Origin of the sequence: Providencia sp. PROV116 (assembly GCF_028482485.1) — a bacterium.
GTDB lineage: Bacteria > Pseudomonadota > Gammaproteobacteria > Enterobacterales > Enterobacteriaceae > Providencia > Providencia rettgeri.
The window spans coordinates 1-24,942 of the sequence record NZ_JAMPQO010000001.1; the positions used below are offsets into that span (position 1 = coordinate 1).

General features: G+C 41.1%; 24 protein-coding genes. 21 read left to right on the forward strand and 3 right to left on the reverse strand.

The features are described from left to right. Positions 1-125: 125 nt before the first annotated feature. Positions 126-416 carry a putative quinol monooxygenase gene (locus PSE72_RS00005; protein WP_004253191.1) on the reverse strand — a complete coding sequence of 97 codons (291 nt, stop codon included), beginning with the start codon at positions 414-416 and terminating at the stop codon, positions 126-128. Between the two features lie 197 nt (positions 417-613). After that, complete coding sequence (gene rne, locus PSE72_RS00010; RefSeq protein WP_198641056.1) at positions 614-3,910, reverse strand: ribonuclease E; 3,297 nt, start codon at positions 3,908-3,910, stop codon at positions 614-616. Between the two features lie 543 nt (positions 3,911-4,453). On the opposite strand from rne, the gene rluC reads away from it, so the two are divergent. Continuing rightward, positions 4,454-5,413, forward strand: a complete 960-nt coding sequence (gene rluC / locus PSE72_RS00015; RefSeq protein WP_115167061.1) for a 23S rRNA pseudouridine(955/2504/2580) synthase RluC — start codon at positions 4,454-4,456, stop codon at positions 5,411-5,413. A gap of 43 nt (positions 5,414-5,456) precedes the next feature. Here rluC and PSE72_RS00020 read toward each other — a convergent pair whose 3' ends face one another. Continuing rightward, positions 5,457-6,044, reverse strand: coding sequence for a Maf family protein (locus PSE72_RS00020; RefSeq protein WP_004911844.1), 588 nt, complete (start codon positions 6,042-6,044; stop codon positions 5,457-5,459). A gap of 143 nt (positions 6,045-6,187) precedes the next feature. Between PSE72_RS00020 and yceD the strand changes: the two genes are divergently transcribed. From yceD to PSE72_RS00120, 20 genes are all read left to right on the forward strand, one after another. Continuing rightward, complete coding sequence (gene yceD, locus PSE72_RS00025; protein WP_004911841.1) at positions 6,188-6,712, forward strand: 23S rRNA accumulation protein YceD; 525 nt, start codon at positions 6,188-6,190, stop codon at positions 6,710-6,712. Between the two features lie 12 nt (positions 6,713-6,724). After that, entirely contained in the window at positions 6,725-6,895 is a 171-nt protein-coding gene (rpmF, locus tag PSE72_RS00030; RefSeq protein WP_004253223.1) for a 50S ribosomal protein L32, read from the forward strand. A 12-nt stretch (positions 6,896-6,907) separates the two neighbouring features. Beyond that, complete coding sequence (plsX, locus tag PSE72_RS00035) at positions 6,908-7,948, forward strand: phosphate acyltransferase PlsX (RefSeq protein ID WP_004911832.1); 1,041 nt, start codon at positions 6,908-6,910, stop codon at positions 7,946-7,948. A gap of 9 nt (positions 7,949-7,957) precedes the next feature. Then, a complete protein-coding gene (locus PSE72_RS00040) occupies positions 7,958-8,908 on the forward strand; it encodes a beta-ketoacyl-ACP synthase III (RefSeq protein ID WP_272690870.1) in 951 nt (316 codons plus the stop codon). An 18-nt stretch (positions 8,909-8,926) separates the two neighbouring features. Continuing rightward, on the forward strand, positions 8,927-9,859 hold the full coding sequence (gene fabD, locus PSE72_RS00045) for an ACP S-malonyltransferase (protein WP_115167062.1): 933 nt from the start codon (positions 8,927-8,929) through the stop codon (positions 9,857-9,859). A 7-nt stretch (positions 9,860-9,866) separates the two neighbouring features. Then, positions 9,867-10,601 carry a 3-oxoacyl-ACP reductase FabG gene (fabG, locus tag PSE72_RS00050; RefSeq protein WP_004253233.1) on the forward strand — a complete coding sequence of 245 codons (735 nt, stop codon included), beginning with the start codon at positions 9,867-9,869 and terminating at the stop codon, positions 10,599-10,601. Positions 10,602-10,756: 155 nt separating this feature from the next. Beyond that, positions 10,757-10,993, forward strand: coding sequence for an acyl carrier protein (acpP, locus tag PSE72_RS00055; protein ID WP_004253236.1), 237 nt, complete (start codon positions 10,757-10,759; stop codon positions 10,991-10,993). Between the two features lie 78 nt (positions 10,994-11,071). Further along, positions 11,072-12,322, forward strand: coding sequence for a beta-ketoacyl-ACP synthase II (gene fabF, locus PSE72_RS00060; protein ID WP_004911823.1), 1,251 nt, complete (start codon positions 11,072-11,074; stop codon positions 12,320-12,322). A 150-nt stretch (positions 12,323-12,472) separates the two neighbouring features. Beyond that, positions 12,473-13,303, forward strand: coding sequence for an aminodeoxychorismate lyase (gene pabC / locus PSE72_RS00065; protein ID WP_115167063.1), 831 nt, complete (start codon positions 12,473-12,475; stop codon positions 13,301-13,303). Between the two features lie 52 nt (positions 13,304-13,355). Further along, entirely contained in the window at positions 13,356-14,378 is a 1,023-nt protein-coding gene (gene mltG, locus PSE72_RS00070) for an endolytic transglycosylase MltG (protein ID WP_115167064.1), read from the forward strand. Positions 14,379-14,383: 5 nt separating this feature from the next. Continuing rightward, positions 14,384-15,013, forward strand: a complete 630-nt coding sequence (gene tmk / locus PSE72_RS00075) for a dTMP kinase (protein ID WP_115167065.1) — start codon at positions 14,384-14,386, stop codon at positions 15,011-15,013. A 24-nt stretch (positions 15,014-15,037) separates the two neighbouring features. Then, positions 15,038-16,030: a DNA polymerase III subunit delta' gene (gene holB / locus PSE72_RS00080; RefSeq protein WP_004911812.1), complete on the forward strand. Its 993-nt coding sequence runs from the start codon at positions 15,038-15,040 to the stop codon at positions 16,028-16,030. A gap of 12 nt (positions 16,031-16,042) precedes the next feature. After that, positions 16,043-16,834 carry a metal-dependent hydrolase gene (locus PSE72_RS00085; protein WP_109911601.1) on the forward strand — a complete coding sequence of 264 codons (792 nt, stop codon included), beginning with the start codon at positions 16,043-16,045 and terminating at the stop codon, positions 16,832-16,834. Positions 16,835-16,874: 40 nt separating this feature from the next. Continuing rightward, positions 16,875-17,225: a purine nucleoside phosphoramidase gene (gene hinT / locus PSE72_RS00090; RefSeq protein WP_004911802.1), complete on the forward strand. Its 351-nt coding sequence runs from the start codon at positions 16,875-16,877 to the stop codon at positions 17,223-17,225. Between the two features lie 19 nt (positions 17,226-17,244). Next, the gene (locus tag PSE72_RS00095; RefSeq protein WP_004911800.1) at positions 17,245-17,637 is read left to right on the forward strand and encodes a YcfL family protein; all 393 of its coding nucleotides are present in this window, start codon (positions 17,245-17,247) and stop codon (positions 17,635-17,637) included. A 2-nt stretch (positions 17,638-17,639) separates the two neighbouring features. Next, on the forward strand, positions 17,640-18,218 hold the full coding sequence (gene lpoB / locus PSE72_RS00100) for a penicillin-binding protein activator LpoB (RefSeq protein ID WP_004911798.1): 579 nt from the start codon (positions 17,640-17,642) through the stop codon (positions 18,216-18,218). After that, positions 18,181-19,083: a phosphotransferase gene (locus PSE72_RS00105; protein WP_238563174.1), complete on the forward strand. Its 903-nt coding sequence runs from the start codon at positions 18,181-18,183 to the stop codon at positions 19,081-19,083. The genes lpoB and PSE72_RS00105 overlap by 38 nt, the downstream gene beginning before the upstream one ends. 64 nt (positions 19,084-19,147) lie before the next feature. Continuing rightward, on the forward strand, positions 19,148-20,167 hold the full coding sequence (nagZ, locus tag PSE72_RS00110; protein WP_004911794.1) for a beta-N-acetylhexosaminidase: 1,020 nt from the start codon (positions 19,148-19,150) through the stop codon (positions 20,165-20,167). 1,372 nt (positions 20,168-21,539) lie between these two features. Then, complete coding sequence (locus PSE72_RS00115; RefSeq protein WP_115167067.1) at positions 21,540-22,892, forward strand: OprD family outer membrane porin; 1,353 nt, start codon at positions 21,540-21,542, stop codon at positions 22,890-22,892. Between the two features lie 36 nt (positions 22,893-22,928). Further along, on the forward strand, positions 22,929-24,548 hold the full coding sequence (locus PSE72_RS00120) for a bifunctional metallophosphatase/5'-nucleotidase (RefSeq protein ID WP_110731989.1): 1,620 nt from the start codon (positions 22,929-22,931) through the stop codon (positions 24,546-24,548). Positions 24,549-24,942: the final 394 nt, after the last annotated feature.

Here is a 24,942-nt window from a genome sequence, read left to right on the forward strand (position 1 = left end):
TCGCCGCCTAGCGACAGGGCGAAATATTTAGAGGATTATGTAGGTTTTGTCGATATCAGAATTCGGCCTGTAGTGTTGTGTATGGGTTCTAGTTATATGCTTGGGGGCACGTTTAGCTAATGTGCTTATTCAAAAGCACCATTCATCAGTTTGATAATAGGATCCGAACGCTTATAGCTGTTGATTAGAGGAACTAGGCGTTTGAAATGTTCGCTGGCACAGTGAATATCGAGCGCTTCTTGATTCGGCCACTCCTCGATAAAAATAAAGTGCCCAGGATCTTTTTGGTCAACGTAAAGGTCATAACTGATACACAATGGTTCTTGTTTAGTTGCAGCGACCAATTCACGGTATAGCGGCATAACAATCTCAATCGCTTCGCTTTGAATAAAATCTTCCGCAATGACTTTTAACATATATTTCCCTTTTCTTTATAAAATAACTGTGTATAAACACAGCAATACAAACACAAATTCATTGAGAGCTCAATGTAAAAAACTGGCGAGATGATGAGTTTTTTTAATTAAAAAATTTATTATTCATGAATTGTATTGTAATAAAAAAGCCTTGATAGTTTCCTATCAAGGCTTTTATGTTTACAGCTAGCGAGTTGTTAGAAATCAGCAGGTTTTGCCATTTCAGAGGTTGCGACGTTTGAAGCAACATGACCACCTGCGCCACCTTTACCTTCAAAGGTAGAGGCTTCACGCTGGAATTCTGTTATCTCAAATGGCGCAGCAGCAACTGTAGGGGCTGGTGCTTTTGTCATTGGAGAATAAGCATGACGTTTATGTAAGCTGACAGCTGGGCTGCTTGCTACCGTTGCCGGTTCAGCTACGGCAACAGGTTCGATAACTTCCTCGACACTGACTACCTCAGTTGAAGCTGTGATAGTAACTTGAGGAAGCTGCGTTTCTTCAACGACGTCATTAACCTCTTCATTGACAATAACAGGCGCCGTTTGTTCGTCTACGATAGTAACGCTTTCAACCGTTTCTGTTTGAGCTATTTCAACTTGCGGTTCAATAATCTCAGCCGCTATTTCTACAGTCTCTTTTACTGTTTCGACGGTTTCAACTTCCTGCGTACCGTTAGTTTCATCGATGGCAATTGGTGCTGATTCAACCATGTGTTCGACAGCGGTTGCTTCGTTAACTAAAGATGTCTCTTCAGTATTAACGGTTTCCACTGGAGTGTCATGCGACTCTTGCTTAACTTCCTCAGCCACGACAGGAGTGACGGCCACGCTACTTTGTGACGGGGTAACATTTGTCGTTTCTGCTACAGGAGCATCATTAATACTTTGTTGTTCAAGCATTTCTTCATTAGTGATGATTGCCATGCTTTCTTGTTGAGGCTGGGCAATTGGGTAATGAATAAATACTTTGCCAGATGCCAGCTCAGGTGAGGCAACGGCAGCGATTAATGGCATTGGTGATTTAGTTAAATGGCGCTCATCACGATAACGACGGCGACGTTGACCACTGACACGTAAGTGACGTGGTGAACGACGTGAGCGTCGTGGAATGATGGTGTCTTGCTTTTCTTCGCCATCAACTTGAGCTACTGATTCTTGGCGCTCTTCAGTTTGTACTTCACCTTCAATTGGGCTCATAGGTGCAGTTGGTGCAGGTAATGCAGCCACAGGCTCAGAGGCTATTTCAGGTGCCGTTTCAACAGGTGCAGCAATCTGCTCGTTATCAGTAACACGGATTTTTTGTGTTAATTGACGACGCTGACGACGTGGGGCAACAGGACGTTGTTCTTCTTCCTTTTCAGCCGCATTCTCTACATTGTCTTGCTGAACATCTTGTTGTGATTTAGCAACTTGCTGTTGACGTTTTTCATCTTGACGACGGCGACGTTCAGCGCGTTGTTCACGACGTTGTTGCTGATTATCACGATTCGCATTGTCAGTTGTTTGCTCGTCTTGCGTGTTCGTATTCTTATTGTTGCGACCTTTATTGCGATTATTCGTTTCATCCGCTGATGCATTACGATTATTGCGATCATTACGGTTGTCGCGATTATCACGGTTATCACGATTGTCAGTATCATCGCGGTCACGACGATTATTATTACGACGGTTATTGTTGCGACGATCATTATTCCGGCGGCGATCATTATTATTGCGGTTTTTCGGCGCTGGTTTCTCAACCACTTTTTCTTCTTCGCCAAACAGGCCTTTAAAGAATGCCGCAATTTTGCTGAACAAACTAGGGGATGCAGGTTCAGCCGCCGCTGATTTAATAGGTGCTTTTGTTACAGTTTCTTTTGGTTTCACTGTAGACATGTCTACAGGCTCTTGCAGTGCAAAAGCAGAAATTGCAGGTTGCTCAGGTGTTTTACGTTCAGATGTCGTTTCATCAATCTGATTTAACGTCTCTGTTTCGTGATATTGCGCTAAGTTATAGCTTAACGTATTGACTTCTTCACCTTTACGAATGCGGATCACATGGAAGTGAGGCGTTTGCATTTGGTCATTAGGAACAACAACAACACGGACATGGCTTTGACGTTGTTCGATATCACTGACCGCTTTGCGTTTTTCGTTCAGCAGGTAAGAGGCGATTTGTACGGGGACAATGGCATGCACTTCATGGGTATTTTCTTTCAGTGCTTCTTCTTCAATAAGACGAAGAACGGACAGAGAAAGTGATTCGTTGTCACGAATGGTTCCGGTTCCTGAACAGCGAGGACACACATGGTGGCTTGACTCACCTAAAGAAGGGCTCAAACGTTGACGTGACATCTCCAATAACCCAAAGCGTGAGATGCGTGCAATTTGAATGCGTGCACGGTCTTGACGTACCGCTTCACGTAGGCGGTTTTCAACTTCACGTTGATGCCTAACGGGTGTCATATCGATAAAGTCGATAACAATCAAACCACCCAAGTCGCGAAGACGCAATTGGCGTGCAATTTCATCAGCCGCTTCTAAGTTAGTGTTGAACGCAGTTTCTTCGATATCGCCACCACGTGTTGAACGTGAAGAGTTGATATCGATAGCGGTCAATGCTTCAGTGGTATCAATTACTAATGCACCGCCTGATGGCAAGCGAACTTCACGTTGGAACGCAGATTCGATTTGTGATTCAATTTGGTAGTGGCTAAAGAGTGGAACATCACCACTGTAGTGTTTGATTTTGCTTGCAAAATCACCACGGCCGATAGCTTCGATATGGTTGCGTGCCATTTCGACAACTTTTGGGTTGTCGATCAGAATTTCGCCGATATCTGGGCGCAGATAATCGCGGAAGGCACGGACAATAACGTTACTTTCTTGGTGAATCAAGAACGGTGCAGGGCGATTTTCAGCGGCTTTTTGAATCGCTTCCCAGTGACGTAAACGGTAGAGCAAATCTTGTTGCAGTGATTCTGCAGATTTACCCACACCAGCGGTACGAACGATTAAGCCCATGCCGTCTGGAATTTGTAAAGAAGACAGTGCTTCTTTTAGTTCAGTTCGGTCTTCCCCTTCGATGCGACGTGAAATACCCCCCGCACGTGGGTTATTTGGCATTAAAACGAGGTAACTTCCTGCCAAGCTAATGAAGGTAGTTAATGCAGCACCTTTATTGCCACGCTCTTCTTTATCCACTTGGACGATAACTTCTTGGCCTTCTTTTAACACATCTTTGATGTTAGGACGGCCTTGAGAGTGATAGTTGCTTGGGAAGTATTCACGAGCGATTTCTTTGATAGGAAGGAAACCGTGTCTTTCAGCGCCGTAGTCTACAAAAGCAGCTTCAAGACTAGGTTCGATACGAGTGATTTTACCTTTGTAGATATTGGCCTTTTTTTGCTCATGACCAGGACTTTCAATATCCAAATCATAGAGACGTTGCCCGTCAACAAGGGCAACACGCAACTCTTCCTGTTGAGTTGCGTTTATTAGCATTCTTTTCATGTTATTACTTACTCATTATTTTCTTTTAAATAAAGAGCAGCGAAAGAAAGAGCTACTGTAAACCGATGGCCTCGTGATTTTTACAAAACCGTCTGCCTCGCGGCAGTCGTTCGTATAGAGACGCGCAATATTCGGTGAACCTGATTTTTAGATTAAAAATTCAGCGTTCTTAATCAGGATGCCGTAAGTTATTAAAGAAAACGGAAGTTCCTAACCCAATAAGCCAAAATTCGTTGCTCGCTAATTTATTTGATGTTGCTAAATGTCTTACGCCATTGCTGCATTGTTACGCCATCAAATAAGAAATCCTATAAAACGTTAACTTTCGTTTTTTAAACATCTCAGCAACTTCATATTATTCCATTGCCATAGCTATTATAGCAAGTCGATACGGAAGTTATATGGAAATTTTATTTAGAAATAGGATAAATCATGCAGAAAATAACCAAATTAAAAAAAAACATAAAAAATTTTGTGGAGTCGGTATGATAGGGAAAGCAAATAAGCGCATATTTTAATCAATTAGAGTTAACGCATTCCCGAATGAATACACAAAATCAAGTTCAATTTATTGACATCAGCGATGACGAAGCTGGGCAACGTATCGATAACTTTTTGCTCACTAAACTTAAAGGTGTGCCAAAGAGTATGATTTATCGCATTATCCGCAAAGGGGAAGTGCGTGTTAACAAGGGGCGGATAAAGCCTGAATATAAATTAGTCGAAGGGGACCAAGTGCGCGTTCCTCCCGTTAGGGTTGCTGAGCGTGAAACCGCACCGGTTTCGGCCAAACTGGATAAAGTCGCTGCATTAGCGAATTGCATTTTATTTGAAGATGACGTTCTCTTAGTGCTGAATAAACCATCGGGAACTGCTGTTCATGGTGGGAGTGGTTTAAGCTTTGGTGTTATTGAAGGTTTAAGAGCGTTACGTCCAGATGCGCGTTTCCTTGAGTTAGTTCATCGTCTTGATAGAGACACATCAGGTATTTTATTGGTGGCTAAAAAGCGCTCAGCACTTCGAGCGTTACACGAACAATTGCGTTTGAAACAAATGCAAAAGGATTATTTAGCACTCGTAAGAGGCAACTGGCAGTCGCACATGAAAGTTATTCAAGCCCCTTTACTTAAAAACATTCTACAAAGTGGCGAGCGAGTCGTTAAAGTGAGCAGTGAAGGAAAACCGTCAGAGACGCGTTTTAAAGTGGAAGAACGGTTTGATAATGCAACTTTGGTAAAAGCGAGCCCTGTCACGGGGCGGACACATCAAATACGTGTTCATACACTTTATGCAGGGCATCCTATTGCATTTGATGACCGGTACGGTGACAAGCAATTTGATAGCCAACTGGTAGGGACAGATTTAAATCGCTTATTTTTGCATGCGAGTGCATTGAAATTTACGCACCCTAAAACGGGTGAAGAGATGCGTTTGCAAGCCCCTTTAGATAACCAATTGAATCACTGCCTAAAAATATTACGTAGCCGTAAAGCAGAAAAGTAAGTCATTTGATTAACTGGCAGGTTTTCCCTGCCAGTATAAAGGATTAATTATCAAATAATGGGCTAACTTGGTGTGGACGTAACATTTCGAGTAATAAAATAAGCGGAAGCCCAACTAACGTATTGGGGTCACGCCCTTCTAAACGCTCAAATAAACTAATTCCTAGTCCTTCTGATTTAAAGCTCCCTGCGCATTGATAAGGTTCATCTTTAAGTAGGTAATTCGTTATTTCTGCATCAGATAGTTGCCTGAAATGAACGTGAAACAATTCACACTGCACATTAAATTTATCTGTTTCAGTATCAAGCAGGCATAGTCCAGTATAAAAAGTGACCTTATTACCTGACGCGGATTTAAGCTGCTGAAAAGCGTTATCAAAATTATGCGGTTTCCCCATAATTTTATTATCAATAACACAAACTTGATCAGAGCCAATAATCAAGTGCTGAGAGTATTGAGCTGAGAGTGCGTTAGCCTTTGCATGAGATAAACGCATAACTAAAGCCTGAGCCGACTCATTCAAAATGGGGGACTCATCAATATTGGGGGCCACTGCTAAAAAAGGTAATCCCAGTTTTTTTAGTAGGGCTTGTCGGTAGGTTGAAGTTGACGCCAAAATAATTGATTTCATGATTTTTCTCGAAACTCGTAGCCAAAAGGGTTAACTCATTTTAAACTATAAAACGTAAAACCTACGGTTTTTTGGTGAAAAGGCGAGTTTACCCCGCCTTTTTCTTTGACTATAGCTCATTACAAAGTTAATATGCGCGCCTTATGCAAAAGGTAAAATTACCCCTGACTATCGATGCGCAGCGTGCAGCTCAGAAAAACCTCGACTATGTCGGGAGTTATACACCTGAGCAAGTTGCACGTCTTGCAGAATCAGTAGTCAGTGTAGACAGTGATGTAGAAACCGAATTATCATTTAATATTGATAAACAACGTCTCACGGTTATCGAAGGGAAATCCGATGTGGATCTCACCCTCCAATGCCAACGTTGCGGAAAAAATTTCAAGCATCATGCCTACGTATCGTATTGTTTTAGTCCTGTCGTCAATGACGAAAAGGCCGAAGCATTACCGGAGCTCTACGAACCGATTCAAATTGATGAATTTGGTGAAATAGATTTGCTGGGAATGATAGAAGATGAAATAATTCTATCCTTACCAGTTGTTCCGGTTCATGATTCTGAACACTGTGAAGTGTCCGAAGCGGACATGGTGTATGGTGAACTGCCTCCCGAGGCAGAAAAACCAAATCCATTTGCCGTATTAGCCAGTTTAAAGAAAAGTACTTAAGGAGTAAGGTCAATGGCCGTACAACAGAATAAACCAACTCGTTCAAAACGCGGTATGCGTCGTTCACATGATGCACTGACTGCTACCCTAGTTTCTGTAGATAAAACTTCCGGTGAAACTCACCTGCGTCACCATGTGACTGCAGATGGTTACTACCGTGGCCGTAAGGTTATCAACAAGTAATTTGTTGTTACCTTGGCTAATCTAACCATTGCGTTAGATGCTATGGGCGGGGATGTTGGTCCCCGCGTCACGGTGCCTGCTGCATTGCAGGCACTGGCATCTAATCCAGCACTCAAATTACTGCTTGTCGGTCAACCCGAAGCCATTCAACCTTTGCTTGCACACCAAAGTGCTGAGCAAATTTCGCGTGTCGAAATTATTCCTGCGGACGGTATTATCGCAAACGATGCAAAACCATCAAATGCGATAAGACAAAGCAAAGGAACCTCGATGCGAGTGGCCTTAGAGTTAGTGAAGACAGGGCAGGCACAAGCGTGCGTGAGTGCGGGGAATACGGGTGCGCTGATGGGGCTAGCAAAATTAATGCTAAAGTCTATAGAGGGGATTGAGCGCCCAGCGCTAATGACCATCTTACCTAATCAGCAAAAAAGCCAAACAGTTGTGCTAGATTTAGGCGCTAATGTTAACTGTAGTAGTGATATGCTAGTCCAATTTGCCGTAATGGGTTCCGTGATGGCAGAAGAAGTGGTTAACATTTCTAAACCGAGAGTCGCGTTACTGAATATTGGCGAAGAAGAGAGTAAAGGTCTAGATAATATCCGCGAAGCCGCCTCAGTATTAAAAGAAACATCATCAATTAATTACATTGGTTATGTAGAAGGTAACGAATTACTGACAGGTAAAACCGATGTGTTAGTGTGTGACGGCTTCGCAGGTAATGTCTCATTGAAGACGATGGAAGGCGTAATACGCGTCATCCTTTCATTGATAAAATCGACCGGTGATCAACATAAAAAAAGCAGTTGGTTTATGCAACTGGCGAAAAAATGGTTAAAAAAACGTTTAATGAAACGTTTTGGGGACATGAACCCCGACCAGTATAACGGTGCGACTCTGTTAGGATTAAAAGGTATTGTCATCAAGAGTCATGGTGCAGCGAATGAAGGCGCTTTCAAAGCGGCTATTGACCGCGCAGTACAAGCTGTTGAAAAACAAGTCCCAGAAAGAATAACAGCGCGACTAAATATTGTTTTACCCAGGAGTGATCAATAACCTATGGCTATGTACAGTAAAATCTTAGGAACAGGCAGCTACTTACCAGCACAAGTACGTACCAATGCTGATCTGGAAAAAATGGTTGATACTTCTGATGAGTGGATTGTGACACGCACTGGCATACATGAAAGAAGAATTGCCAACGAAGATGAAAGTGTCTCAGTGATGGGTTTTCAAGCTGCCAAAAATGCGTTAGACATGGCGCAAGTCGATGCAACTGACATTGGTTTGATTATCGTTGCAACCACATCAGCAACTCACGCTTTTCCTAGCGCTGCTTGCCAAATTCAACAGATGCTAGGTATTCAAGATTGTGTGGCATTTGATGTCGCAGCAGCATGTGCAGGTTTTACCTATGCGATTAGTATTGCTGATCAATTCGTCAAAACAGGTATGACCAAAAAAGCATTAGTTATTGGTGCTGATGCTTTATCTAAAACATTAGACCCAGCAGATCGTGGCACGATTATTTTATTTGGTGATGCGGCAGGGGCTGTTGTTATCGGCGAATCTGAAGAGCCGGGTATTATTTCGACGCATTTACATGCCGATGGCCGTTATGGGGATTTACTCACATTACCTAATCGTAGCCGTTGCTCTGAAGACCCTGCCTATTTGACCATGACAGGTAATGAAGTCTTTAAAGTTGCAGTGCGCGAATTAGCACATATTGTTGATGAGACACTGGCACAAAGCGGTATAGCCAAAGAAGAACTTGATTGGTTGGTCCCACATCAAGCAAATTTAAGAATTATCTCTGCGACGGCGAAAAAATTAGATATGACAATGGATAAAGTCGTTGTCACATTAGACCGTCACGGTAATACTTCAGCAGCATCAGTTCCTACAGCGTTGGATGAAGCGGTGCGTGATGGTCGTATTCAGCGTGGTCAACTTGTGCTTTTAGAAGCCTTCGGTGGCGGTTTCACTTGGGGCTCTGCATTGGTTCGTTTTTAATTAACTGAGAAAATAGACATGACACAATTTGCTATGGTATTTCCCGGACAGGGTTCTCAGTCTTTAGGGATGTTAGCAGCATTGGCTGAAGAAAATCAGCTTGTTGAGCAAACATTCGCTGAAGCATCGGAAGCATTGGGTTACGATCTCTGGGCGTTAGTACAAAATGGGCCAGAAGAAGAATTAAACAAAACATGGCAAACACAGCCTGCTTTATTAGCAGCTTCTGTGGCTATTTTCCGTGTTTGGAAAGTCAAAAATGGCGCGATGCCTGCGATCATGGCGGGTCACAGCCTTGGTGAATATTCTGCTTTAGTTTGCGCGGGTGTTATCGACTTTAAACAAGCGATTAAACTGGTTGAATTGCGCGGAAAACTCATGCAAGAAGCCGTTCCTGAAGGCACTGGTGCGATGTATGCCATTATTGGTTTGGATAACGAATCAATTGAAAAAGCTTGCCAAGAGGTTTCTCAAGGCCAAGTTGTTTCACCGGTTAATTTTAATTCACCGGGCCAAGTCGTGATTGCGGGTGAAAAAGCCGCAGTTGAACGTGCGGGTATCGCATGTAAAGAAGCGGGGGCTAAACGTGCGTTGCCATTATCTGTTAGCGTCCCGTCTCATTGTGCATTAATGAAGCCAGCTGCTGATAAATTAGCCGAAGCGTTAGAAAAAATTGATTTTTGTGAGCCAGACTATCCAGTTATTAACAATGTTGATGTTAAAATTGAGAAATCGGCACAAAATATTCGTGATGCTTTAGTCCGTCAACTGTATAATCCAGTACGCTGGACGGAAACAGTAGAATTAATGGCAGATCAAGGTGTTGAACATCTTATTGAAGTAGGTCCAGGAAAAGTATTGACTGGTCTTACCAAGCGAATTGTCTCTAATTTAACTGCCGTCGCAGTCAATGATCCTGTATCATTAAGCACTGCTTTAGAAAATAGCTGAGGACGACATGAGCTTTGAAGGAAAAATTGCACTGGTAACAGGCGCGAGTCGTGGAATTGGTAAAGCTATTGCTTTAACATTAATTGCTCGTGGTGCTACCGTTATCGGAACAGCAACCAGCGAAAAAGGCGCAGAAGCCATTACCGCTTATCTTGATGGTAAAGGTAAAGGTTTAGCGTTAAACGTGACTGATGCAGCATCAATCGAAGAAACTTTGACCAAAATCCGTGAAGAATTTGGTGAAATTGATATTTTGATTAATAATGCTGGTATCACTCGTGATAACCTATTGATGCGTATGAAAGAAGATGAATGGCAAGATATTATTGACACCAATCTTTCATCCGTTTACCGTTTGTCTAAATCCGTTTTGCGTGCCATGATGAAAAAACGTTGTGGACGTATTATTTCAATTGCATCCGTTGTCGGTGTGATGGGAAATGCGGGGCAAACTAACTATGCAGCAGCGAAAGCAGGGTTAATTGGTTTTAGTAAATCATTGGCTCGTGAAGTCGCTTCTCGTGGTATCACTGTCAACGTCGTTGCACCTGGTTTTATCGAAACTGATATGACTAAAGCATTGACAGATGAACAGCGTGCAGGCATTTTATCTCAGGTTCCTGCGGATAGACTGGGTGATGCACAAGAAATTGCCAGTGCTGTAGCGTTTTTAGCTTCTGATGAAGCTGCTTACATCACAGGTGAAACATTGCATGTCAATGGTGGCATGTACATGATCTAAAGAAATGATGGAACTATTTGCACTATTAGTGTTATCTAACGCTAAATAATGCAAAATAATAGTTCCAACAGCCGGGATTGGGTTGTATCTTTTCCTGTATTTCATAAACTACGAAAACCATCGCGAAAGCGAGTTTTGATAGGAATTTTAATAGTATGAGCACTATCGAAGAACGCGTTAAGAAAATCATCGTTGAACAACTGGGTGTTAAAGAGGAAGAAGTTGTAAATACAGCTTCATTTGTTGATGACTTGGGCGCTGATTCTCTTGACACAGTTGAGCTGGTTATGGCTCTGGAAGAAGAGTTCGATTGCGAAATCCCTGACGAAGAAGCTGAAAAGATCACAACAGTACAGGCTGCGATTGACTACGTCGAGAACGCATCTAAATAATTGTACGAAAAACTTATCTAGGCGATCACTCGATCGCCTATGTTCCTTTTGTAACTTTTCCCTCCTTGGAGGAAATACGTGTCTAAGCGTCGTGTAGTCGTAACCGGACTGGGCATGTTATCTCCTGTCGGCAACACAGTTGAGTCATCATGGAAAGCTGTTTGTGACGGACAGAGTGGTATCAGCCTAATCGATCATTTTGATACTACTAACCACGCAACTAAATTTGCTGGCTTAGTAAAAGATTTCAATTACGAAGAATTTGGCATCTCCCGTAAAGATGCTAAGAAAATGGACCCATTTATCCAATATGGTATCGCCGCGGGCTTTCAAGCCTTTAAAGATGCTGGATTGGAAGTAACAGAAGCCAATGCTACTCGAATTGGTGCAGCGATTGGTTCTGGTATTGGTGGGTTAGGCTTAATTCAGGACAACTGTGAGTCATTACTGCACGGTGGACCTCGCAAGGTAAGCCCATTCTTCGTACCATCGACCATCATTAATATGGTGGCTGGTCATTTAAGCATTATGTACGGTTTCCGTGGCCCAAGTATTTCAATTGCAACAGCCTGTACATCAGGTGTGCATAATATTGGCCATGCAGCACGTATGATTGCTTACGGTGACGCCGATGTAATGGTTGCAGGCGGTGCTGAAAAAGCGACGACACCACTCGGTGTGGCCGGTTTTGGTGCAGCGCGTGCATTATCGACTCGCAACGATGACCCGCAAGCGGCAAGTCGCCCATGGGATAAAGACCGTGATGGTTTTGTTCTGGGAGATGGCGCAGGTATCATTATTCTTGAAGAATATGAACATGCGAAAGCGCGCGGTGCAAAAATTTATGCTGAAATTGCAGGGTTTGGGATGAGCAGTGATGCTTATCATATGACATCACCACCTGAAAATGGTGCGGGTGCTGCACTTGCGATGGAAAATGCACTGAAAGATGCAGGCATTAAAGCCAGTGACGTGGGGTATATCAATGCTCACGGTACTTCAACTCCTGCCGGTGATTTGGCAGAAGCACAAGCGGTTGTTAATGTATTTGGTGAAGGCACAGAGGTATTAGTTAGCTCAACCAAATCAATGACAGGTCACTTACTGGGTGCTGCGGGTGCTATTGAGTCAATTTTTACCATTTTGTCATTGTGCGATCAAATTGTACCGCCAACCATTAATCTGGATAACCCAGATGAAGCGTGCAAACTGGACTTTGTTCCTGGTGAAGCACGTAAAGTTGAGAACATGGAGTTCGCTCTGTGTAACTCATTTGGTTTTGGTGGCACCAACGGTTCATTAATTTTCCGTCGTTATCACGGCGAATAATTAATCTATTACCGTTATTAATTAGCCCTAGTCACTTAATGTGGCTGGGGCTTTATTTTGTCCAGTTCTTTGCACAGTTCTTCGCTTTAGTTTATGATAATCCCACTTGATTACTGTCTGATTTATCAGCTTTTATTATAAGTATTATCAATGTCATATTGGGTTAATGGGCAACTTTGCCAGCAAATAAGTGTTACCGATCGCGCAGTCTCTTTTGGGGACGGCTGCTTTACGACCATACATGGCGTTAATCAGCAAGCTAAAATGTTAAATGAGCACATTGCCCGGTTACAGCATGATAGCCAAAGATTAAAAATTGCACAGCCAGATTGGGAAAGCTTAGCGGAGCATCTAAAGCAGATTTGTGCAGAGCAAACTCAAGATGAGTTTGTGATTAAAGTCATCCTAAGTCGTGGTGAAGGCGGTAGAGGATATAGCGCTAAAGGCTTTACCTCGCCGACGGTGATAGTCAGCGTTTCCCCCTTTCCGAATAATTATGTTCAACTACAGTGTAAAGGGGCACGCCTCGTTTTTAGCCAAATTCCGTTAGCTCGTAACCCATTGCTAGCAGGAATGAAACACCTCAACCGTCTAGAACAAGTCCTTATTAAGCAAGAGATTGATGAATTTGATGCAGATGAAGCTATTGTGCTAGACACCAACGGTATTATTGTTGAATGTTGTAGTGCAAATGTTTTCTGGCGAGTTGGGCAAACAGTATACACCCCAATTTTATCTCATAGTGGGGTAAATGGATTAATGAGACAAAAGATCATATCACTACTAGAGGATAGCCAGTACCATCTTCAGCAGGTCGAACGCTTTGCTAACGTGTTAACTCATTGTGATGAAGTGATTATTTGTAATGCATTGATGCCAGTTTTACCGGTACAAAGTATTCAAATGAGTCAACAGTGTCCACCATTGCAATTTGCGTCCCGTGAGTTGTTTGAGTATTTATTTTTGCGTTGCAAAATTTAGTTTTTATAAATGAATTAATTATTACCAACACACGCATTGAAATGGTCAATAAATGAAATTAGCCAAAAAAATCATTCTTATCGCCGTGACCTTGGCTGCTATTGTTGCAGTCGCGGTCTATTGGCAATACCGTCAAGTATTGAACTATGCCAAAATGCCTATCAGCATCACACAAGAAAAAATCTTCACAGTGCCTGCAGGAACGGGGCGTGTTGCATTTGAAGGGTTACTTATTGAAGATAAAATTCTTGAAAAAGGGAATGAATTCCAATGGTTGCTCAAACTACGTCCTGAACTGGCTCAGCTAAAAGCGGGAACTTACCGCCTGCAACCGGGGATGAATGTTGAACAGCTCCTACAATTAATTGTGAGTGGTAAAGAAGCACAGTTTTCAATCCGTTTTATTGAAGGTAATCGCTTAAGTGATTGGGGTAATATTTTACGAGATGCGCCTTATTTAGAGCATAAAACCACCAACTTAACCCCGACAGAACTGCATGCGCTTATTGGGTTTAACGAGGAAGGTACTTTAGAAGGATGGTTGTATCCTGATACCTATTTATACACAGCGGGAACAACAGATGCTGAAATCCTGAAACGTGCTTATAAACGTATGCAAAACAGCCTTGATGAAGAGTGGAAAGGGCGAGATAGGGATTTACCCTATAAAAATGCCTATGAAATGCTTATTATGGCTTCGATTATTGAAAAAGAAACCGGTGTTGATAGTGAAAGGGCCCAAGTTGCTTCTGTGTTTGTTAACCGCCTAAAGAAAAATATGCGTTTGCAAACCGACCCAACCGTCATCTATGGGTTAGGCGACAAGTATCGCGGTAAAATTTATCGTAGTGATTTAGATAATTATACTCCGTACAATACTTATAAGATTGATGGCTTGCCACCCACACCGATTGCAATGCCAAGCCTTGCATCGTTAAAAGCTGCAGCACATCCAGCTAAAACGGATTACATATTCTTTGTCGCAGATGGTAAAGGTGGGCATACTTTTAGTCGTAATTTAAACGACCACAATCGTGCCGTTAAAGTTTACCGCCAATTTGAACAGCAAAACTGATAAAAATGAGAAACCAATTTATTGTTATTGAAGGTCTTGAAGGCGCTGGTAAAACGACAGCAATCAACACGGTTGTCGATACGTTGAACCAAGCCGGGATCACAGATATTGTATTCACTCGTGAGCCTGGGGGCACCCCACTGGCAGAAAAATTACGCGAGCTAGTAAAGCAAGGCATTGCGGGTGATAAGGTCACTGATAAGGCTGAGTTGCTCATGCTTTATGCTGCCCGTGTACAACTGGTTGAAACAGTGATTCGTCCTGCATTAGCGGCGGGCAAATGGGTGGTCGGTGACCGTCATGATTTATCTTCCCAAGCGTATCAGGGTGGTGGACGTGAAATTGACCGTCATTTGATGCAATCTTTACGTGACTTAGTGTTGGGCGATTTCAAACCTTCATTAACGTTATACCTTGATTTACCACCTGAATTAGGTTTGCAGCGAGCAAGGTCTCGAGGTGAATTAGATAGAATTGAAAAAGAGTCGCTAGCCTTTTTCGAAAGAACACGCCGCCGTTATCTTGAGTTGGCCGCGGGTGATGAAACGATACTCACTATTGATGCAAGCCAAAACATCGAGCAAGTACAGCATGATATTCGCCAAACGCTGACCGAATGGTTAGCGCGTGCTTGATAAACCACATAAGGTATTAATCCCATGAATTGGTATCCTTGGTTAAATGAACCTTACCGACAAATTATTACTGCGTACCAAAGCGGTCGAGGCCACCACGCGTTACTGCTTCATTCAATGCCGGGAAATGGTGCGCAAGCGCTATGCTATGGAATTAGTCGTTGGCTTATTTGCCAAGAAAGAGACGGGCTAAAAAGCTGTGGACAATGCCACAGTTGCCGTTTGATGCTTGCAGGCAATCATCCTGATTATCATATTCTTGAGGTAGAGAAAGGAAAGTCGACTGTTAGTGTCGATGCGGTTAGGAAATTAATTGAAACCTTGAGTCGCCATGCCCAACAAAGTGGTAATAAAGTGGTGTATATTCCACAAGTTGAGGCATTGACAGATGCGGCAGCTAATGCGTTATTGAAAACATTGGAAGAGCCAGCAAAAGACACTTATTTTTTATTAGGAAGTGATAAACAAGAGGATTTGCTTGCAACTATTCGCAGCCGTTGTCTAAGTCATTTCTTACCTGCACCCGATTTACAAATAGCACTCTATTGGCTGCAAAAGCAAAAACCAGGTATTGCTACTGAAAATGCGATAACGGCATTAAAAATATGCCAAGGTGCACCGGTTTCTGCGCTAGCTTTATTGGACGAACAACGTTGGCAAAAACGTAATGCACTATGTCATAGTTTAAGCCATGCATTGCAAACGGGTGATATGTTGAGTTTGCTGCCTAGTTTGAATATCGATGAGGTGCCTGATGCCTTAAATTGGCTACTCAGCTTATTTGCGGATGCCATTAAAATTCAACAAGGTGCGGGGGCTTTTTGCATCAACCAAGATCAGCAGTCTCAAGTCCTACAATTAGCCGGTGCTATGAATCGTACTCAGTTAATAAATATGTATGATAAGTGGTTATATTGCCGTCATCAATTACTGACAGTTCCTGCATTGAATCAGGAACTGATTCTGACAAATCAATTATTACAATGGGAAGCTTCATTGGCTGTCCCTACATTTTAAAAAGAGTTAAATATGTTTGTTGTTGATTCACACTGTCATCTCGACTGTTTAGATTATGAAAAGTTACACACGAATGTCGATGATGTTATCGCAAAGGCCTCGGCTCGTGATGTTCGCTTCATGTTAGCGGTTGCAACGACGTTGCACGGTTTTGAAAGCATGAAGAAAATGATTGGCCTGCGTGACAATATCGCTTTTTCATGTGGTATTCATCCCCTTAATTTAGACGAGGGATATGATTTTGCACGACTAGCACAATTAGCGGCAGGAAACGAAGTCGTTGCGCTAGGAGAAACTGGGCTGGATTACTATTACCAGCAAGAAAATGCTGCACTACAACAAGAGTCTTTTCGTCAGCACATTCGTATCGGTCGTGAAGTGAATAAACCGGTTATTGTACATACTCGTGCGGCACGAGAAGATACGTTATCTATTTTACGCGAAGAAAACGTGATGGATTGTGGCGGGGTATTACACTGCTTTACTGAAGATAAAGATACGGCAGTGGAACTACTCGATTTGGGCATGTATATCTCATTTTCAGGGATCGTCACATTTCGCAATGCGGAACAAATTAGAGAAGCTGCCCGAGTTGTTCCTTTAGATCGCATTTTAGTCGAAACCGACTCGCCATACTTGGCACCAGTTCCTCATCGTGGAAGGGAAAACCAGCCCGCGTACGTTCGGGATGTTATTGAGTACATGGCCGTGCTGAAGGGCGTTAGTGTTGAGCAGCTTGCTGAAATTACGACGCAAAACTTCAATCGTTTGTTTCATTTAAATGTTGGTACAAATAACGTATAAATTAGTTCACAAGAACGATTAAATGACTAAGGAAATTGAAATGGCAGAAGAAACGATTTTCAGTAAAATTATCCGTCGCGAGATCCCGGCAGATGTGGTTTACCAAGACGAACTTGTCACGGCATTTCGTGACATTTCACCACAAGCACCATCACATATTCTTATCATCCCTAATAAATTAATTCCGACTGTGAATGATGTTACTGCGGATGACGAACTAGCGTTAGGCCGTTTGTTTACTGTAGCGGCTAAAATTGCCAAAGAAGAAGGTATTGCAGAGAATGGTTACCGTTTAATCATGAACTGTAATGAACATTCAGGCCAAGAAGTGTTTCATATCCACATGCATCTAGTGGGTGGTCGCCCATTAGGCCCTCTATTGGCGAAATAATAAGGTATAGGGGTCGACGATGAACCGTATTGCATTACTTGCTTTGGTAACCGTGTTGCTAAGTGGTTGCGTATTTAAAAAGACACAAGGACTGGTTTTTAATGAGCAACAGCGCATCATTATGGAGCCAGCAGTACTTGCACAAGGGGTCATTGTCGAAAACCCAGTGATAGGTAATGAAAATCACCAAACTATCGCCACGATCAATATGAGTAATTCGCAATCTGAAGTGGTCAATATTGCTTATCGTTTATATTGGTATGATAAGCAAGGGTTAAAAGTAGACACTTCAAATATTATGCATCAGCAAATTGCGGCGAATTCTGTTGCGAAAGTTCGTGCCGTGACTTCCTCTCCACGTGCAACAAATGTACGTGTTCATGTATTTTTATCGCCAAAGGCCGGAGAATAATAATGAAACGCATTTTAATGGTTGCTGCCGCGACATTAATTTTGGCTGGCTGCCCTTCATATCCACCTCAACAACCAGGTACACAACCCCCGATAGTGCCCGTCGAGCCTGAAAAACAACCGGAAGTGACTCCGCCACCCGTTGATGTTGTGCCAACTCCACCAAAACAACAAACTATAGATTGGTCAGCTTCCATTACGCCTTTAGTTAATCAAATGGTGAGTGCGGATGGGGTAGAAAGTGGCAAAGTATTGTTAGTTGACTCAGTGAAAAATAATACGAATGGCTCACTGCCTGTGCAGGCTGTGACATCAGTTATGACAACCGCGGTTGAAAACACGAATCGCTTTAAAGTTGTTCCTGCCAGTGTGGTGAGTTCTGCACGTAAAACACTCGGTTTATCACAAGAAGACAGCTTAGTAACCCGTAGCAAAGCGATAGGGTTAGGCCGCTATGTTCAAGCGGAGTATGTGATCTACAGCGTGATGTCAGGCTCCAACAAAGAAAGAAGCCTTGAAATGCAATTGATGGAAGTGCAAACAGGTGAAATTATTTGGACTGGAAAGCACAATATTGAGTAACCCGCAGTCGCTTTTTCGGCTGTTAGCGTTGTGTTTTCCAACAATCTCTGTCCATGATTGGAAAATATCTTCGCTAACAGGGCTATCAGGTGGAAGCTTTTTGTTGCAATGTTCCTTATCTGGTAGTGAAATAAAGTTTATCGCGCGCGCTGATGGAAATGCACAAACTGCTTTGTATGTTGACCGAAAGAAAGAAGCGCGGATATTGCAGCAATTACGCGCTTATTCATTTACACCTAAAGTGATTGGCCGAAATGCGCAATGGTTATTATTAGGGTGGTGTGAAGGGCAACACCCTGATAATAATACTTTTCTGTTACCTAGTTTTCAGTGCGAGCTTGCAAATATAGTCACACAATTACATCGCACTCCACTGCTGGGGTATCATTTACAACTACGCGATGCAATATCACATTATGGCTATTTAATTGATAAAAAAAGGTTTTCGCCTCGCTGGAAAAAATTACATCGTCATTTTACCTCTGATGCATTTCCCAAAACGCTGAAGCTGGCTCCTGCCCATATGGATATTCATGCAAAAAATATTGTTCGTACATCAACAGGGCAATTAATGCTATTGGATTGGGAATATGCAGCCAATACAGATATCGCTTTTTCTTTAGAAACCTATTTTCAATTTAATGGTCTGACTGACATTCAGCGAGATTTTTTCTTAACGCAATATTGTGATATTCACGGTGCTTATCGTGACAAACAGCAATTGGCGAAAAGCTGTCAATCATGGGCACCTTGGGTAAAATATATGACATTAATGTGGTATGAAGTGCAGTGGAATGAAAGCCAGTCATCTGACTTTTTGTTACACTCACAGTCATTAAGACAATATTTTGGTTTATTAGGTTGATGGCTGAAAGCTATCAGAAAACAGTATCGAATTGAGATAATTTGTTTAATAAGTGAGGCATGTTATGGGCCCTATAATGCTAGATGTTCAGGGTTATGAATTGGACAATGAAGAGCGCGAAATATTAGCACACCCATCCGTGGGCGGCTTAATATTATTTACCCGTAACTTTCATGATGCAGCGCAATTACGAGAGCTTGTTCGCCAAATTCGTGACGCATCAAGACACCGGTTATTGATAGCCGTTGACCAAGAAGGTGGTCGAGTACAGCGTTTTCGTGATGGTTTCACCGCATTGCCTTCTGCTCAGGCATTTGCCGCGCTCAATAGTGAAATGGATGGCGCCAAGCTTGCTGAAGAGGCGGGCTGGTTAATGGCATCAGAGATGATAGCCATGGATATTGATATTAGTTTCGCACCTGTTCTGGATCTTGGCCATCAAAGTATTGCGATAGGCGAACGCTCATTCCACGAAGATCCTGAAATTGCGATGGTTATGGCGGAGCGTTTTATTAAAGGCATGCGCAGTGCGGGAATGAAAACAACAGGAAAACACTTTCCTGGTCATGGCGCTGTGAAAGCTGACTCACACAAAGAAACACCACGCGATGACCGCACTTTAGAGAAGATCCGTGGTAAAGACATGTTGATATTTAAAGATTTTATTCAACGAGAGCTACTCGATGCGGTTATGCCTGCCCATGTTATTTATACTCAAGCTGATGACCGTCCGGCGAGTGGATCGCCATTTTGGTTAAAATCAGTATTGAGAGAACAACTTGGGTTTCAGGGGGTTATCTTCTCTGATGATTTATCGATGGAAGGTGCGGCGGTTATGGGAAGTTATCCCGAGAGAGCACAGGCTTCATTGAATGCTGGGTGTGACATGATTTTAGTCTGTAATAATCGTGAAGGTGCTGTCAGTGTTTTAGATAATTTACCAAAACAACATGATAGCCAAGCTTCTAAGCTATATCATAGTGGTCGACAATATAGCTTAACAGAATTACAAGCCGTTGGGCGTTGGAAAGAAAGTCATCGTCAACTGGTTGACTTGCATTCACGTTGGCAAGAACATCGCTAATAATTTCAATGATATCTAAAGGGCCAGTATTTCATTTACTGGCCTTTTTGTATCAATAGACATCAAAAAGCCTATGATTATGCATAAATAAAATAATAAAATTATTGCTCGCAGTAAAAGTTACCCGTAACTTTATTGATATTTGCACAGTTAATCTTAATGTTATTTTAAATTGTATTAGAGAAAAATGAATCAATACTTATTTCACTATTAAAAATAATTAGAGAATCTTTTATTGAAATAATCATCTTGAAAATTGTTTTTTGAAATAAAAAAATGAAAATATTGATTATTATATTTGTTGCTAATTGAATTTTGAGTTTATTTAAAATAAACAGCTATAAATTTTGATTATGGTCTGTTTTTTATTTGGTTGGAATTATTAAATATGATTATGATACTTTTAATCATGAAATCGATTACCTTCAAAAGTTAAGATAAATTTAAATAAATGAAACATTAGATGAGTTAAAGGCGTCTAATCACTAAATCATGATTATCATTTACTCAAATGTTACTTAATTGAAATTAAACGGTAGGGAATAATGCTTTCTTCTATGAGGAATTAAATAAAACATTCATGGATTGGTTATACACCTATCAGCAATATGTATTTATATGTGAAATTTTATTAGGTTATATTTTATTCATGAGTCTTTATATGTATCAAGCGGATTACAAATATCCATTTAAATCTGTGTTTTAACCAGATATAAATGAATTACTTATTGAATCCTATCCAAATGAAAGATTTACACATTAAGATCCCCTTAAGACAAAATGTGACCAATATCACTGTTGTTAGGTAGTTTAATGCAACCGATGTAACATGTTGTGACAGCGATCGTTTTAATTGACATAAAATTACGATAGCATTCGTATTATGAAAGATTTATGACAATTTAGAGTGATAAGTAATCAATTTTAAAAAACAGCAATTTAGTAGTTGTATTTTAAGTTAAATATTCAAATTTATTTGAGATGATTATTTCTCAGGGGCATCTTTTGTCATAAAAAATAGATAAGGAATAGAGTGGTAATTATTTTTTAATGGGTAAGTGTAGCGTCATTGCTTGAATTTTAAGTTAAATAAACGCGTAATGTGAGTAGTATGTCATTATCGATTAAATAATATATTTATGTGATCCCTATAAGGGATACCTCTATTCATAGAAATAAGTAAACACAAATGCAGACGAATACTGTATTAAATTTTTTTAAAAAATGACTTATGTGTTTGAAATGGATGTATCTGTTTGTCTTTAAGTGAAATTATTTTATTAAGCTAAAAATAAAAATGGTGTTTTGTTGTTCATGGAAACATGGCACAGCATAAAATTAATTCAAATAATCATTAACTAGGTTAACTCCAATGAAAGTTAAAAATATTGCGTTATTAATGCTTTCTCCTTGCTATTTAGCTGTAGCAATGGCAAATGCCAGTAACTGGGAAGATTCTATCAAGGAAAATTCATTCATTGCAGATTCGGAGCTAGAACTGTCAACCCGTAACATGTGGAAATACTTAAAAACAGAAAACCGTTTTGATAAAGACGAAAACCGTTATAGAAAACAAGTTGCGAATGCTTGGGGTCAAAACTTTCAAGCGGATTTCAAGTCAGGTTATTTTGCTGATGTCATTGGTTTTGATGCTTCCTATTATGGTGGTATCAAGTTAGGTGCAAGTAAAGACTTCGCCTCCCGTGCAATTTTATATAATGATGATGGCCATGCGAAAGGGTACAACAAAATTGGTCAACGTTATGCAAAAGTGAAACTGGACCTTGAGCCGGTAAAATTTAATGCCAAAGCAGGTTGGTTTACACTGAAAAATACGGGTATTTTCACGAATTCACAGCGCTTATCATTGAACAGCTATAGCGGTTACTACACGAATACTGCGATCAGTGATTGGAGTTTGGATTTATTATATCTCGATAAAAAAGTTATGCGTCGTGATAGCCCAAACATTGATGCCATGTATTTTACTGATGCTAACGGCGTTCGACACAATGTTAATCATGTCATCACGGGTGGAATTAACTACAATACTAACCCATTGAAAGTTTACTATTTCTATGGTCAAGCCGATGATTTATTCCGTCAGCAAGGTTTAGAAGCAAAATATAAACTGACTTCAGATGTGACACTAGGTACACAAATCTATAACCATGAATACGGTAGTGATGGTAAACGTACTGAGACCGATAAACAAAAAGGTAAGCGTAATTTTGACAAGCGTGCATGGCACTATGCAGGAACGGCGGAATGGCGTATTCCTGAATCGCCTTGGACACTAAGCACAGGCTTAACTTATACCCAAGCGAAAAAAGCGAACGGTGTCGGACAATTTGCGCGTAACCCGATTGGTAACACGCGTGGCCGTTTTAACTCTCCAGCTTATGCAGATATCGACTACGTACGTGATGGCGAAACCATGATTGCAATGGCGGCTGAATATCGTATCAGTAAAGAACTGTCTGTTGGTGCCCGTACCAACTATTCAGAATTTAAATATGAAGGTGAAAGATTAAAACAAGGTCAATTTGGTCTGTTTAGCTATTGGAAACCAACTGAGAATCTATCCGTGTCATTAAGTGGTGGTCTGGGTTGGCACCACCAGCAAGAAAACGACTATACAACGCCAAAACTATATGATGGGCACTCACGTCGTGCACACTCGTTATCTGGATCAATGACAACGACTTACCGTTTTAAAATGTAGTCGATAGTTGAAAAAGATTAAAAAAAGGTAGGATAAATGAAACATAAAATTGGATTACTCACACTGCTTATTTCTGGTGCACTCTTGGCGGGTTGTGCTCCCAAAAATACAGATACCGTAAAAGTACAAGTCATAGGTATTAATGATTTCCATGGTGCTTTACAAGCTCCGGGTGATGGTAAATTAGGCGGAATTGAGTCAATTGCAACACTGGTTAATCAATTAAGAGCACAAAACGATAAAACTATCGTGGTTGGCGCTGGTGACTTAGTAGGGGCTAGCCCGTTACTGTCATCAATGTTCTATGACGAACCCACAATTGAAGCGCTAAGCGCGATTGGTATGGAAACCAGCGCAGTTGGTAACCATGAGTTTGATAAAGGTAAAGAAGAGCTGCTGAGAAAACAAAACGGTGGCTGTCACCCAACCGCAGGTTGTGTGGGTAAAGATTCTTTTGCGGGTGCAGACTTCAACTACTTAGCGGCCAACGTTATTGTTAAAGAAACAGGTGAAACTCTGTTCCCATCTTACTTTATTAAAGAGTTTGATGGCATTCCAATGGCATTTATTGGTTTAACGTTAGAAGGCACACCTGCTATCGTAACGCCAAGTGGAACGGCAGGGTTAGAATTCAAAAATGAAGTTGAAACTATCAATAACCAAGTTAAGTTATTAAAAGCACAGGGTATTAATAGTATCGGTGTTTTGATCCATGAAGGTGCCACACAACAAGTTGACACTAAAGTTAAAGATATTAACCGTTGTGATAATATCAAAGGCCCAATTGTTGATATCGTTAAACAGTTAGATACTAATGTAGACTTTGTTGTTAGTGGCCATACGCACCAAGCGTATAATTGTGAAATCAATGGAATGACAGTAATTTCTGCTCAATCTAATGGGACTTTATTGTCTCAATTAAATATTGAGATTGATAGAAATACGAAAGATATTGTTAGCATCAATGCAAAAAATATCCCCGTTGAAACCAGCCGTTATGAGAAAAACCCTGAGTTAACCACCTTCGTACAAAAATACGAAAAAATTGCCTTACCTATTTCACAGCAAGTGATGGGGTCTTTGACGGCTAATGTGGATAAAAAATTATTACCAGCAGGGGATTCTACCTTAGGTAAGATTATTGCAGATGGTCAATTATATGCAGCCTCCAGTAAAGAAGCAGGCGGTGCACAAATTGCATTTATGAACAGTGGCGGTATTCGCGCTGACATGAAAGCAGGGGAATTGACTTATGGTGACATTTTCACGGTGCAACCGTTCTCTAATGTGGTTGTCACACAGTCACTGACAGGTGCTCAAATCAAGCAAGCACTTGAGCAACAATGGGATCGTGCTCGTCCGCAAGTTATGCCTGTTTCTAAAGGTTTTTACTACGAGTGGGATGACAGCCGCCCAGTGGGTGACAAAGTTATTCAAAAATCAATGAAATTAAACGGTAAGCCGTTAGATATGAATAAAAGCTATCGTGTTGCTGCAAATGAATTCTTAGCAACTGGTGGTAGCCGCTTCTCTGCCTTTAATCAAGGTAAAGACCGTGTTTATAGCCTTCCAGACAACGAAGCATTAATGCAATACTTTAAAGATAACTCGCCAGTTTCAGTTCCAACTGATGTGCGTATAAAGAAAATTAAATAATAAAATTTAATATTTCATGAAAAACTCTGAGGGTGTTTATCATCTTTGGAGTTTTTTTTGTGCTTTATTTAGAGGTATGTTGAAAATGAGAAGAGGGTAATTGATTATGCGCAACAAATAAAAAATGATAGAATAATGATTCTCATTATCACTATTCTGTCTGTGGAATTAAACAATTGATTGATATAAATACCAAAAAGCTGACTCGATTCATTTGGTGGAAAAAATGATTTGACGAATGTGATCGTAGTCATAATAATCAACTAAATTGATGTGAATCAATATTTGGTATTACCAATAGACCACTCATGATATTCTAGTTGGTATGGAAGGAGCTGTGGCTACTTATTGTTATATAAGGCTTTTCTAGATGAGAAGCCTTAAATAACATTAA